Below are 13,096 nucleotides of genomic sequence, written 5' to 3'. Positions count from 1 at the left end.
CTCTCACGGGAACGGGTGGGGGTCGAGGGGCAGGTCGTCGTAGTTCGGGCGGGCCGGCAGGCGACCCAACCGCCACGGCACCTCCAGCAGCCGGGACAGCCCGCGGGTGCGCCGGTAAACGTGGCCGAAGGTCAGCGGCAACGCGCCGGGGACCACCACCTTGGCCGCGTGCAACCCGAGGTCGGCGCGGACGACCGGGTCGGTCTGGTCGACGACGATCACGTCCATTCCTGCCCGGGTGACCTGGGCCGCCAGGTCGAGCAGCAGGCCGCCCAGGTCGGCCGTCGGCCGGGGCCGGTCCGGCCACACCTCCCGCCACGGCCGGGCCGGCCGTTCGTCGTCCAGCAGGAACGCATACCGGGGGCGGGCCTCGGGCAGCGTGTACAGGGCCGTGTGGTCGTGCAGCGTGACCACGCGGTGCGGCTCGTCGAGCATCGGCTGGAGCCGGTCCCGGTCGAACAGGTCCGGCCAGGTCCGGGTGAACTCCGGGACAAGCATCAGGTTGACCACCACCTCGATCACCGCGGCGCGGATGGCCTCGCGGGGGTCGGGATGGGCGCCGCCGGCGAAGAACGCCTGCGGCGCCGGGGACTCGGGGTCACGGCACAGCACCAGCGAGGCGACCACCGGTACGCCGAAGTCGTTGGTGGCGTCGAACAGCAGCAGGTCGTAGCCGAACGCGTCCAGCCGGTCGACCAGATGGCCCACGAGCGGATCCTCGGCCGGTGGTTCCACCCGGGTCAGCGGGGTGCGGGCGTACCAGGCCATGAGGAAGGCGTCGCGTTCGGCCACCTCGAGCAGCCCGTACAGCACGGCCTCCTCCAGGCTGTTGCCGAGACCGCAGCCGTTGGAGCTCTCCAGCAGAAACTGGGCCGAATCACGGTGATCCGGTCGCATCGGGTAGCCCCAGTAGACGGCCTGTTCGGGGATGGCCAGGGCTCGCCTCTCGCCCATCGACCACCCGTGAACCCAGGTGGTTGCGGTGTGCGGGGTGTAGCGGGAGAGCGCGAACTGCGGCAGGTCCTGCAGGTGCGGCTCGTGCAGCCCCAGCCGGGCCGGATCCAGGGCCCGCTGCGGGCCCAGTTCGGCGAAGCTGGCGCGCAACTGAGTGCGCTTGCCGCGCGGGCTCAGGCCGGCCATCCGCTCCACCGCTTCGAACAGCGCGATCCGCTCGGCGTCGGCGAAGGTGGTCGCGCGGCCGTAGCCGCCGTCGCGGACCTCCCAGCCGCCGACCACCTCGGCGTGGGCCAGGGCGAGGGCGAGGCTTTCCCGGCGGGAGACGTGGGCCACCGGGCCCAGCCGCCAGTCATGCAACGCCCGCCGCAGCCCGTCCAGGGTGGTGGCCGGATTGTCCTGCCGCAGCCGGTAGGGGTCGGGCAGCGGCCGGGCCACCACGGCGAACGACGCCCCCTCCACGGTGTCGTCCGGGAGCGGCCCGCAGAGCGCACAGCCGTCGTGGCGGGGCCGGGCCCGGTGGATGGAGCAGGTGCCGTCGCCGGTGCGGACCGCCCAGACCGTGCCGTCCCATTGGGCGGGGTCGGCGAGCGCGTCGGCGGCCAGTGCGGCCAGCAGCGGCAGCGCGGTGGGCGCGGGGATGCCGCCGAGGAGCAGGCCGGGCTGGTCGCGCGGGGTCCGGCCGCCGATGGTGGCCAGCCGTTCGGTCTCGGCGCAGCCCAGGCAGGCCGGGGCGGCCGGGTGCAGCAGCGGGCCCAGCAGCGCGGTGCTGCCGTCGACGCGGACCGGCAGCAGGATCGTCCCGGTTTGCCAGGCGTGCGCGGACAGTTCGGTGGCCTGGGCGAGTGTCCATTCCTCCAGTGCCACCACCGCGGCGGGGGCGGTCGCGGTCGGCACGGCGGAAGCGGAGGCGACAGCGGCAGCATCAATGGCGGGAGCGGCCGGACCGACGGCGCCAGCGCCAGCGGCGGGATCGGCGGAAGCGGTCAGCACGGCCCGGGCATCCAGGACCGGCCAGGACTGCCCCAGATCGGCCAGGGCCATGGCGAGCAGACCGGCCAGCCGCGGGGGTGGCGGGGGTTCTTCGGTCATGGCATGGCCTTCCGCACAATCGGCGGTTTTGCTTGCGACGCGACCTTCCCCACGATCAGCGGCTCCGCTCGCGAGGCGACCTTCCGGACGATCGGTGGTTTGGCTCATGGCGTGGCCTCCAGGACCACGAACCCGACCGCCGCCAGTGCCCGGGTCAGCCTGCCGTACGGCGCCACCGGTGTGGCGGCCGGAGCGTGAGCACCGAGCACCCGAAGCATCCGGCCCTGGAAGTCCGGCTCGTGGACCGACAACTGCGCGGGCCAGATCCAGGCTCCGGCCTCCCACGGCTCGGCGTCCTGCCCACTGATGGTCGCGCGCGGAGGCATCGCGGCGTGAGAACCGTGCACGATTCCTCCGATGCCCGCGCCCGCGGCCTGCCATTGGAGTGCCCCCGCCGCGTTCAGCGCGCAGATGGCCGCCGCGTCGGCCGCGGTGTGCTCGACGGCCCAGCCCAGCCTGTCCTCACCAGCGCGCAACTCGGCATGGAACACCCCGGCGTCCAGGCGGCGGACCCGCATCTCGGCGGGGATACCGAACCGCAGCGTCACCGCCTTCCACCAGGACCTGGCCTGCGCATCGAGCGCCCACTGCGACTCGGCCACGTCCTTGCCCGCCAGGTCCCGATGCCACCGGTGGACGGCACGGCGCAGCAGCGAGCCCTCCGCATGCAGGCGGTCGGCCCCCACCACCACGGCGACCCCGCCGTCCCGGCCGATCGCGTGTTCCGCGGCGCCCAGGGCGGCGGCCAGACGCGCCGCCGCGGCGTCGACGCCGACGCCGCAGACGGCGAGGTCTCCGCCGCGGCACCGCGCCAGCCCCGCGGGCACCTGCGGCAGATCGTCGAGGTCGAGCGGGGGAAGAACGCCGGTCTCCGGGTCGCACAGCGCGTCGATCCGGTCCATGGCGTCATCCAGCCCGTTCCGGTCACCGACACGCGTCGGCGTCGTATCCAGCGAGGGCGGTGTCCCCCCAGTCGGCGTTTCCCCGCCCAGCCACGGACGGTATTCGGCGCGAAGAGGATCAAGGCGAGCGACCAGAACCGTCGGCAGGCCCGCGAGCGCCGTTCCCGATGTCGGGGAGAAGGCGAGCTCGTCCTGGCTCGGATCGGGCAGGCCGGCCAGCGCGCACACGAGCCGATGAGCCGCGGCGCCACCGACGAGCGCGGCGAGCACCCGCGTCGACGCGATGTCGCGGGACATGCCGATCCGGGCAGCGATCGCCTCGGCCTCACTGGACACCGACCCGGCGGCGCCGACCGGCGTCACGAAGCCGGCCTCACCGGCGGCCCCAGCTGCCACCGCCACCTCACCGGAATCCAGCACCGCGACGGCCTGGCGGTCGTGCTCGCCCGAGCGTTTCGCCCGTACGCCCGAGGCCTCCAGCACCGCGACGGCCTGACCGCCCTGCTCACCCGAGCGCATCGCCCGCACTCCCGCGGCCTCCAGGGCGCGTACGGCGCAGGCGGCGACCGGGCCGGTGCCGTGGACGACGATGGTGGCCGCCTGGATCCGCGTCCAGGCCGCGAGGGGGTCCGGGGCGACCGCCTCCAGCCAGCGCGCGATCCGGTCGGGCGGGCTGATCCGGCTCCAGGTCTCCCCCCAGCCCGGTGGCACCTCGATCAGCATGTCGTGCTCGCGCAACTGCTGGACAAGCGTCTTCACCGCGGCCTGGACCGCGGGGTCGGCGGACAGGTCCGGCAGCCGTTCCTCCAGCCGCCCGTCGGTCAGCGCGATCGCCAGTGCCTGCCACAGCCGCCACAGCCCCGCTCCGCCGTTCATGGTGAAGCTCGACCGGGACCCGCGCACGTGGATCCCGTCCGGGGTCGGGCTCGCGTGCACGATCGGGCGCAGGCGCAGCACCACACCGGCGCCCCCGTCGGCCTGCTCGGCGGCCACGGCGGGGTTCACGACGATGCCGCTCATCGGCTCACCTCGATGGGGGCGTCGCCGGAAAGGTGCGAGGCGATGGCCTCCTGCCAGGTGACCCCGGACAGGCGCTGGGCGGCCTGGCTGAACAGGTACGCCGCCAGATACCGCTCCAGCGGGGTGACATCACACAACTTCAGCAGCAGGTAGAACACGTTGGTCGCGAACCGGTACGGCCCGAAGTTCCCCTCGACACCGGGCAGGCGCAGGAAATCGGTCCGGCGCAGCAGACGGTGATACTCGCTGTAGCTGGTGCGGGTGCCGGGATCCCAGCGGCGGGCGGTCGCCTCATCCCCCGTGGCCAGCGCCTGATGCCGGTATGCATCGCTCAGCTGCGACGGGAGCTCGCCCCGCTCGAACGCCGGCCCGCAGATCTGCCACGCGGTTCGGGCCCATTCGGCCCACACCCGGGCGACCGGGTCGGCCGGCCGGAAAGCGACGAGTTCTCCGACCTGCTCGGTGATCAATTCCGTCCGCTGCCGCCACTCGTGGTCGAACCTGGCACGCAGCCGCCCGTCGGCGTCGTTCAGATGGAGGAAGTCCTCAAGATGGGACAGGAAGGACTGGTAGCCCCCGGCGTACCCGGCGGGGTAGGCGGCCGCGTGCACCGCCATCGCGGTCAGCGCGAGCTGTACCCGGTCGCCGGTCGAGTTGCCGTGGCGCACGAGGAGGGCAACCGACGTCGCCACGGGTTCCAGCCCGGCACGCAGCAGGGTGGCCCGGTGGGCGACCGCCGCCTCGGAGCCGAGCAGCAGGATCAGGTGGCTGGCGTCGGCGGGCTCGATCCGCACCGTGTTGTCCGGGTGAATCGGCTCGTAAGGACCCAGGATCAGCTCGGCGCGGCCATTGATCACCGACCGTTCCAGCAAAACCGCCGTGTCCACGACCGTCTGCGAGGGATGCGCGAGAAGATGCTCCCGGAGCGTGCCGGCCAGCGCCTCGGCGGCCTCGGTCACCTGCCCGGCAGACCCGGACAGGCGGATCCGCAGGTGCGGGCCGTGCAGCCAGTGCCGCTCGACATGGGTGGCGAACCCCCGGCCCTGAAGATCCCGGATCGCGGGGAGGACGGCCTCGTGCAGCAACGCTGCCTTCGTCGGCGTGTGGTAGTAGCAGGCGACGTCGAGATCGGTGCGCGGCTCGCCTCTCATGTCTGTCATGGAGTCCTCCGGTAGAGTTCGGTGACGATCTCGGTGGCGGGCACGCCGGCTTGCGGTTCGGGCAGCGCCTCCTCGAGGATCACGCCCTGCGGGTAGCGCGCCAGGGCCCGCGACAGGCAGCGCAGGTGCAGGGCGCTTCCCAGGTCCACGTACTGCGATCGCGCCTGGGCGAAGTAGGACAGGAAGCCCTCCAGCCCCTTGGAGCCTTCGGCATAGGCCGCACTGACGAACAGCTTCTCGGGCAGGCCCAGCGTGCTTCTCCATCGGGCGGCGGCGCCTACGGGCGGCCCCTCTTCGCGGTCCAGGTCATCGCGCCAGGCCCGCACCATCGACGCGGACAGCCTCCACTGCGCGCGGGACAGGATCACGCCGTGGTAGCGCAGGCGCGGCCGGTGGTGAATCCGGCCGAGAGCGGTGTCGCGCTCCTTGTCCGACACCAACACGTTCCCGAGGTCCACCAGGCCCGAACCCAGGTCCATCAGCAGCGGCGTCAACCGAGCGGGAAGCGCGATCGGCACCAAAAAGCCCAGGTAAAGCACATCGATCGGCTCTCCTCCTGAGCCGATCCGCACTCGCACCTGGTCGCTGCCCGTGTCATGGACGAGTTCCAGGTCTTCCGGCAGGAGCGTTCCCCAAGGCGTCTCGTCGGCGATCTCCTCGCCGGCCAGCAGCGGGTGCAGGTTGGCGTTGAACCCGCCGACCGGCCGGATCTGGGCCACCCGCCCGCTCGCTGCGCGGGCGATCTGCGCGCGGACCTGCTCGGCCGCGGCGGGCTCCAGGTAGGGCAAAAATCTGCTGGTGAAGCGCCCCCAGCCGCCATAGACATGATTGACGCACAACCGGGCAGACCCCGACTCGGGCACCGGCTGGGCGAAGACCGCGTACGAGGTGGGCCGGGCCCGCACCCACCCCGGCAACCGGCGCCGGGCCTCCTCCACCACCCGGCCGGGCAGCAGGATCTCCCCGTCCTCCCCCACCGCCGGCACCGCACCGACCAGCTCTTCGCGGATCCGGACCAGGTCCCGCAGTTCAGGACTCAGCGAGCGCCGGTCCGCGTCGGGGAGCACTCGCCTGGCTTCGAGGTACTCCAATATCCGCCAGGCCTCGCCGTACTCACCGGCGAACTCGGCGATCGAACCGCAGCGCCCGCCGGCGCCGAACCGGGCGACGAACCGCTCCCGGGCCGCCCGGCGTACCAGGGCGTACTGGTCGAAAAGCTCAAGCAGCGGCAGGAGACGGGTGAGATCGCCGAGCACGGCCCCACCGTGCGCGGCGCCCAGCGGTATCACGCCGCCGACGGTGACGTCCTCGGTGACCGGCATCCGCCGACCGTCGCGCCTCACGTTCCCTGCTGAGCCCGCCGCCGCGAAGGCCTCGGCCCAGCGAGAGTTCAGGCGTGCCAGCGCGCCGGCGCGGTCCGCCGCCGGAACGTGCGCGAACCCGGCGCTCTGCGCGGCGAGGTCGGCGACGGCCGACGCCAGGTCGGCCAGGCCGATCCCGGCCAGCCAGCGCGCCACCTGCCCGGTGGCATCCGGCGCCTGCGGGTCGACCGGCCAGGCTGGCCGCAGCAGCCCACTGTCGATCAGCCCGGTGACGTACTGCGCGCCGAACTGCTCTGCCCGCTCGGGCGCGCCGGGCAGCCGGGCGGCGACGTCGGCCGCCAGGTCGCGCGGCAGCACGGTCCAAGCCGCCCGGAGGTGGGCCAGCACGTGCCGCAGCGGCGCCGTCAGCGGCAGGGTCACCTCCTCCTCGCTGACCAGGCCGGGGCGTCCGTCGCCGGTCCGGCCCGGACGGCGGAAGCGCACCTGTGTCCCGTCCTCGCGCAGGCCCGGCGCCAGCCGGTGCGGTAGCCGGCCGCGCAGGTCGCGGCGGCCGAGCACCGCGCCGACCAGCGCGCCGAGCGTGACCCGGTCCGCCTGGGAGGCCGCTGCCCGATCATGACTGTTCCGATCGGCGCATCGCTGGTCGGTGCCGGCGGGCTTGTCCTGCCAGCACCCCCAACCGGTGTGCGCGAACCAGGACAGGGGGGTGGTCTTGGTGGCCGCCCGCATCGCGTACCGCAGCACGGTGGCCTCCGACTTGCGGGCCCGCGCGTCCGGCGCCGCCCCCTGCACGGCCGCGCGGTCCGCTGCGTGCAGCAGGTCGGAGCCGGTCAGCGTGACGGCACGGCGCAGGGCCTCCGCGCCGCACAGCTCGGCCAGCCCGCCTCGGTCGGCCGCCAGCGCCGGCCCGGACAGCTCGCCGAGCTCGTGCCCGAGCCGCTCGATCTCCTCACGCGCGGCCAGCCACCGCTCCAGCAGCGGCAGCCGCCACGGCAACTCGGAGAGGCGCTCGCGAAGCCCCGGCCGGGGCGTGCGCTGGTTGTGCACGTCGCGGCGCAGCGGCAGCAGCACCCGGTTGCGCAGGTCAGGCGCGGCCGAGGCGATGCGGTCATACAGTTCGTCGCCCAGCTGTTCGCTGACCTGCGCGCACCAGGCCATCAAGGCGGCCAGCCGGTCGGCCTTCGACCGGAACCGGGCCGCGGCCGGCGGCGACGGTGGAAGGGACAGCGCGGTCGACCGTACGAGCGCGTACGGGGCCACGGTCGCCTCACCCGCGGGTGCCGACACTGACTCCGGCGCCGCCATGGTCGGCGGCGCAGGCGTGGCCGTATCGGTCATCGCGGTCTCCTCGCCCGATGGATGTGAGCGCTGACCCTCTTGTTGGTGTGAGCGTCAACCGGCGTCCCTCGTGAACGTCGGGTGACGACGATCGCAGCCCGCGATCCCGGCGGCATCCGTGCAACCTCGCAGATCGCCACTTACTTCAGGGCACGTACCGGCCTCGCCCACGCTTGCGTGGGAAGTTTGCGTGCTCCCACGGATGTCCGGGCGTGACCAAAGGTCGCATGGTGGCTACGCGGTTAACCGTGCTGAACCGATAGCAACCGGCCATGCGGTGTCGACCCGCTGGAACTCATGCGGTTGCGTCCTATCCCACGAAACGGATGGAAGAAATGCCACAGATCATCGACGAGTTCAACCTCGCCGACCTCGACCTCAACGACCTCACCGTCGTCAGCATGCACGACTCGGCCGCGCTGCCCGAGTCCGGCGCCTCCATCAAGAGCAGCTCCACCTGCTACGTGGGTCAACCTGGCGGTCGTGACTAACGGCAGGAGCTAAAGACATCTCCTCTCGCAGGAGCAGTTCCCGCTTCCACCTCATGGTGGAGATCCCCCCGGGACGGCGCGGAGGGGCCTGAGTCGCGGAGCTTCATCCCGTGACCGGAGGTGGGTGGGCGTCCATCGTGACCCCGCTCACCTCTCAACGGATCAACGAGACCTCAACAGAAGGACAGCACGATGTCCCTCATGACAGACCGAGTCGAGCTGAGCGCCACCTACGAGTTCGACCTCGGCGACCTCGACCTCAACGACCTCACCGTCGTCAGCATGCACGACTCGGCCGCGCTGCCCGAGTCCGGCGCCTCCTCCACATTCAGGAGCAGCTCCTGCTGCTACTACCAGGTAAACACTCCCTGAGACGACACGGACTGACCGGAGTCACGGGGCGGCGTATGCCAGGCCCGGCGGCTCCGGCCCGTCCATCCGCGCAGGGCGGCAGACCCGAACGGACACAACGCATGATCATCGAAACCAGCCGGCTGCGGAAGACCTTCACCTCCCGGGCGGGCCGGCGCCGCGCAACGGTCGAGGCGGTCGCGGGCATCGACCTGGCGGTCAAGGAAGGCGAGATCTTCGGCTTCCTCGGCCCCAACGGGGCCGGCAAGTCCACGACCCTGCACATGCTGGCCACGCTGATCACCCCGGACGGCGGCGAGGCGACCATCGCGGGGGCCGACCTGCGCCGGCAGCCGCACCAGGTGCGCCGCAGGCTCGGCTACGTGGCCCAGCGCGGCGGCACCGGCAACGACGTCAGCGCCCGCGAAGAGCTCCTGCTCCAAGCCCGCCTGTACGGCCTGCGCAAACCAGAGGCGCAGCGCCGGGCCGAGCGGCTGCTGACCGACTTCCAGCTCACCGACTACGCCGACCGACGGTGCCGGACCTACTCGGGCGGCCAGCGCAGGCGGCTGGACATCGCGCTCGGCGTCATCCACGACCCCCAGGTCGTGCTGTTGGACGAGCCCAGCGCGGGCCTGGACCCGGTGAGCCGCTCGGCGCTGTGGGAGGAGATCCGGCGGCTGCGCGACGGCGGCACCACGATCGTCTTGACCACGCACTATCTCGAAGAGGCCGACGCCCTCTGCGACCGCGTCTCGATCATCGACTGCGGGCGCATAGCCGCGGAGGGCACGCCCGAGGAGCTCAAACAGCAGGTGGCCGGCGACGTCGTCACGCTCACGCTCAGAAGCGGGTCAGGCCATGTGGCCCTCCTGTTCCGCGATCAGCCCTACTGGCAGAGGCTGGAGATCGTCGACGAGACCACGCTGCGGCTGTATGTCGACCACGGGCCGACCGCGGTCCCCCGGCTCATGCGCGACCTGAGCCTGGCCGGTGTCGAGATCCTCGCCCAGACCCTGCACCAGCCCAGCCTCGACGACGTGTTCCTCCACAAGACCGGCCGCTCCTTGCATTCGCCCCACGACGGCATGCCCGACGGCGAGGAAGGAGAGCCCGCGTGAAACTCGCGCGCGACACCTGGCTGATCTTCCATCGTCAGATGGTGCTGTTCCTGAGAGCCCCCCTCATGCTGGCCATGGGGGTGATCCAGCCGCTGTTCTACCTGCTGCTGTTCGCCCCGCTGCTGCGCCCGGCCCTCGACGCCGCCGACGAGGCGGCGTCCTACGCGGTGTTCGTGCCCGGGATGCTGGTGCTCCTGGCGATCTTCGCGGCCCTGTTCGCCGGCATGGGCCTGCTGGAGGAGATACGCGACGGCGTGCTGGACCGCAGCCGGGTGACGCCCGTCAGCCGGCTGGCCCTGCTGCTCGGCCGCTCGCTGCGCGATGTGCTGAGCATCGGGATCCAGGCGGTGATCCTCACCATCGCCGCGCTGCCCCTCGGGCTGCGCGTGCCGCTGGGCAACCTGCTGCTCACCTATCTCCTGCTCGGGCTGATCGTCGTGGCTTTGTCGGCCTTCTCCTACGCGCTCGCGCTCAAGCTCGGCCGCATCGAGGTGATGGCGCCGCTGGTCAACCTGCTCAGCCAGCAGCTGCTGCTGCTGTCCGGCATCCTGCTCCCGCTGACCTTCGCCCCGGCCTGGCTGCGCGCGATCGCGGCCGTCAACCCGCTGTCCTACGCCGTCGACGCCGCCCGCGCGCTGTTCGCCGGCGACTTCACCACCAGCGGCGTATGGCAGGCCCTGGCGATCACCGGCGTCCTCGCCGTCATCACCGTGGCCTGGGCCAGCCGGGCCTTCACCCAAGACCTGCACTGAGCCGCCATGACAATACGAAGACAGCCACGACCCACCCCTCGGATCGTCACCCGCGCCGGCACCTACCGGACGGCGACGCCCGAGCAGACCAGGGCGCGGATCGAGCCGATGCTGGGCCGCTTCGGCATCACCCGCATCGCCGACGTGACCCGGCTGGACGAGATCGGCCTGCCGGTCCACATCGCCTACCGGCCCTGCGGGCGCACCCTGGCGGCCAGCATCGGCATCGCCCTGCAACCCTCACAGTCCTGGGTGAGCGCCGCCATGGAGAGCATCGAAACCTGGCACGCGGAGAATCCGAGATTGAAGATCGTCGAGCGAGGACCCGCCCGGACACTGCGGCTGCCGTACGACGTCCGGTCGCTCAACCTCGCCGAGCGCTCACCACTGTCGGAGTCGACCACCCTGGACTGGGTGCTCGGCCATGGGATCCTGTCCGGCCGGCCGATCCCGGTGCCGCTGGGCCTCATCCACCTGGACTCCACACGACGCCCCGACTGGAACATGGCGCTGTTCAACATCACCAGCAACGGGATGGCCACCGGCAACACCTACCCCGAAGCGGTCCTGCACGCACTGCTGGAGGTCATCGAACGCGACTGCTGCGCACCCGTCGCCGACCTGCCCACCGCCGAACGGGTGCACGCCGACCCGGCCGGCACCACCCACCCAACAGCGGTCACCGTGCTGGCCGCGCTGCGCGCCGCGGGTTGCCACGTGGAGTTGTGCCAGACCACCAACCAGTTGGGCATCCCGGCCTACGCCTGCGCCATCTGGTCACCCGACGTCCCGATCTTCTTCTCCGGATTCGGCTGCCACCTGGACCCCGGCCTGGCGGCCGCCCGCGCCATGATCGAGGCGGCCCTGTCCCGGCTGGCCGGGATATCCGGCGCCCGCGACGACATCGACGAGCTCTTCTATCTCAACGCCGACCCACTGGCCGACCCGCAACCGCCCACGGGCCGCCTCCGCCGGGTCGGTGCCCCGGTCGGACCGGACGACTCCATCGAGTCGGTCATCCGGTTCTGCGCCGAACGCATCCACAGCATCACCGGCGTGGAACCCATTGCCGTGGACATGACCCGCGCCGACATCGGCATCCCGGCGACCAAGGTCATCGCCCCGGGCCTGCGCATGTTCGACGACGCCTCCCTATCCCAGCGGGAAGGAGCAACCCATGGCTGAGACCTACGTATTCCTCGGGCCGAGCCTCCGCCTGGCCGAGGCGGAGCGGCTCCTGCCCGGCGCCACCTTCCTCCCCCCGATCCGGCATGGCGACCTGCTGCGCATCAACCCGAAGGCGGGCGACCGGGTGTTGATCATCGACGGGTTGTTCATGCTCACCCCCCCGGTCCGCCACCGGGAGATCCTGGACGCCCTGCAACGCGGCGTGCACGTGTCCGGCAGCAGCAGCATGGGCGCGATGCGCGCGGCCGAGCTGTGGCCGTACGGCATGCGCGGCATCGGCACCGTCTTCGAGCTGTTCCGGGATGGTGTGGTCACCGGCGACGACGAGGTCGCGGTCGTGCACGCCCCCGCCGAAGCCGACTACGCCTCACTCAGCGAACCCCTGGTCAACCTGCGCATCACCCTGACGGCGGCAGCGGGCGCCGGGCACCTGACACAGGCGGAGGCCGACACGCTGCTGGAACTCGGCCGCTCCCTTCCCTTCCGCGCGCGCGGACCCAAAGCGCTGGAGCACCTCGCCCGCGCGGCCCTCGCCGACGACAGCATCGACCGGTACCTGGCCTGGCACGCGGCGCATCCGCTCGACGCCAAGGCCGACGACGCCCGCCTGCTGCTACGTCTGGCCGCCACGCAAGCACCCGAACTGACCAGGCCGAACATCTCCCTGGCCCGCATCGAGCATGTGGAGACCGGCACCTTCGAGCGCTGGCGCGCACGCCACAGGGGCGAACGGGTCGGCGACCGGTGGGTGCCCGACGCCTCGGCCGTCGCGGCCATCATGGCGCTGCACCCGGACGTCCCCGCCCTGCACCGCCGTCACGTCCTCGCCCTGATCTCGGGCGGCTACCCCGCCACACCGGACGCGGACTTGGAGCGCCGCGCTCTGGGCTTCGCCCGCGCGCGCGGCCTCCTCGACGACGGTGACCCCGATCGGATCCGCGCCTCGGAATGGCTCGCCCCGTCCGAGCGGCACCTGGCGGCCGAGGAGGCGGCGCTCCGGGTCCTGGTGCGGACCATGGGCACGGTGGTGTGCGCGCCCCTGTCCGAACGCGCACTCCCACCCGCCCTGCTGGACGCCTCCGTGGTCGCGGTGGCCCGCCAGTTCGTCCGGGCAGCGCTGGAACTGACCGACCGGCTGCCCAAGCCGGACGCCCATCGTCCGCATCTGCGCCTGGGTTTCCGCCCCGACGCCGTCAACGCGGTCTTCGCCGCGCTGTGGGATCGCCCGCTCGCCGAGCTGCCGGCCGCGGCGTGGGATCGCGGCTTCGCGGGCCTCGCGCAGTTGCACAGGGCCACCGAACCGTTCGTCGCGATGCTGAAGGTGGCAGGCCCGCCGCGGTTTCCCTTTTGATGCCGATAGCCGGCTACGTGGCGGGCGCCGTCACCGACAGAGGAATCGGAGGTT

The 13,096-nt window shown here is 72.2% G+C and carries 10 protein-coding genes; 6 read left to right on the top strand and 4 right to left on the bottom strand.

Features of this window, described 5'->3' with window-relative positions:
- Positions 1 to 3: 3 nt before the first annotated feature.
- The 4 genes from ACFY2X_RS27560 to ACFY2X_RS27545 all read right to left on the bottom strand — a co-directional run bounded on the left by ACFY2X_RS27560 (position 4) and on the right by ACFY2X_RS27545 (position 7,788).
- Positions 4 to 2,046 (bottom strand): TOMM precursor leader peptide-binding protein, encoded by a 2,043-nt coding sequence (locus ACFY2X_RS27560; RefSeq protein ID WP_389943168.1) that lies wholly within the window; start codon positions 2,044 to 2,046, stop codon positions 4 to 6.
- 104 nt (positions 2,047 to 2,150) lie between these two features.
- The gene (locus tag ACFY2X_RS27555; protein ID WP_389943165.1) at positions 2,151 to 3,968 is read right to left on the bottom strand and encodes a hypothetical protein; all 1,818 of its coding nucleotides are present in this window, start codon (positions 3,966 to 3,968) and stop codon (positions 2,151 to 2,153) included.
- Positions 3,965 to 5,128 carry a lantibiotic dehydratase C-terminal domain-containing protein gene (locus tag ACFY2X_RS27550; RefSeq protein WP_389943162.1) on the bottom strand — a complete coding sequence of 388 codons (1,164 nt, stop codon included), beginning with the start codon at positions 5,126 to 5,128 and terminating at the stop codon, positions 3,965 to 3,967. Before ACFY2X_RS27550 ends, ACFY2X_RS27555 begins: the two co-directional genes overlap by 4 nt.
- Complete coding sequence (locus tag ACFY2X_RS27545) at positions 5,125 to 7,788, bottom strand: lantibiotic dehydratase (protein ID WP_389943159.1); 2,664 nt, start codon at positions 7,786 to 7,788, stop codon at positions 5,125 to 5,127. Before ACFY2X_RS27545 ends, ACFY2X_RS27550 begins: the two co-directional genes overlap by 4 nt.
- A gap of 335 nt (positions 7,789 to 8,123) precedes the next feature.
- On the opposite strand from ACFY2X_RS27545, the gene ACFY2X_RS27540 reads away from it, so the two are divergent.
- From ACFY2X_RS27540 to ACFY2X_RS27515, 6 genes are all read left to right on the top strand, one after another.
- A complete protein-coding gene (locus tag ACFY2X_RS27540) occupies positions 8,124 to 8,279 on the top strand; it encodes a thiazolylpeptide-type bacteriocin (RefSeq protein ID WP_389943156.1) in 156 nt (51 codons plus the stop codon).
- A gap of 201 nt (positions 8,280 to 8,480) precedes the next feature.
- Entirely contained in the window at positions 8,481 to 8,651 is a 171-nt protein-coding gene (locus ACFY2X_RS27535) for a thiazolylpeptide-type bacteriocin (RefSeq protein WP_389943153.1), read from the top strand.
- 101 nt (positions 8,652 to 8,752) lie between these two features.
- The gene (locus ACFY2X_RS27530; protein ID WP_389943150.1) at positions 8,753 to 9,751 is read left to right on the top strand and encodes an ATP-binding cassette domain-containing protein; all 999 of its coding nucleotides are present in this window, start codon (positions 8,753 to 8,755) and stop codon (positions 9,749 to 9,751) included.
- On the top strand, positions 9,748 to 10,503 hold the full coding sequence (locus tag ACFY2X_RS27525) for an ABC transporter permease (RefSeq protein ID WP_389943147.1): 756 nt from the start codon (positions 9,748 to 9,750) through the stop codon (positions 10,501 to 10,503). The genes ACFY2X_RS27530 and ACFY2X_RS27525 overlap by 4 nt, the downstream gene beginning before the upstream one ends.
- Positions 10,504 to 10,509: 6 nt before the next feature.
- On the top strand, positions 10,510 to 11,688 hold the full coding sequence (locus tag ACFY2X_RS27520) for a YcaO-like family protein (RefSeq protein WP_389943144.1): 1,179 nt from the start codon (positions 10,510 to 10,512) through the stop codon (positions 11,686 to 11,688).
- Positions 11,681 to 13,042: a TfuA-like protein gene (locus ACFY2X_RS27515; RefSeq protein WP_389943141.1), complete on the top strand. Its 1,362-nt coding sequence runs from the start codon at positions 11,681 to 11,683 to the stop codon at positions 13,040 to 13,042. Before ACFY2X_RS27520 ends, ACFY2X_RS27515 begins: the two co-directional genes overlap by 8 nt.
- The last annotated feature ends 54 nt before the right edge of the window (positions 13,043 to 13,096 follow it).

This window comes from Streptosporangium sp. NPDC000396, assembly GCF_042898655.1.
GTDB lineage: Bacteria > Actinomycetota > Actinomycetes > Streptosporangiales > Streptosporangiaceae > Streptosporangium.
Note: the sequence above shows the minus strand (reverse complement) of the source record. Positions and strands in the feature narration are given on the sequence as shown.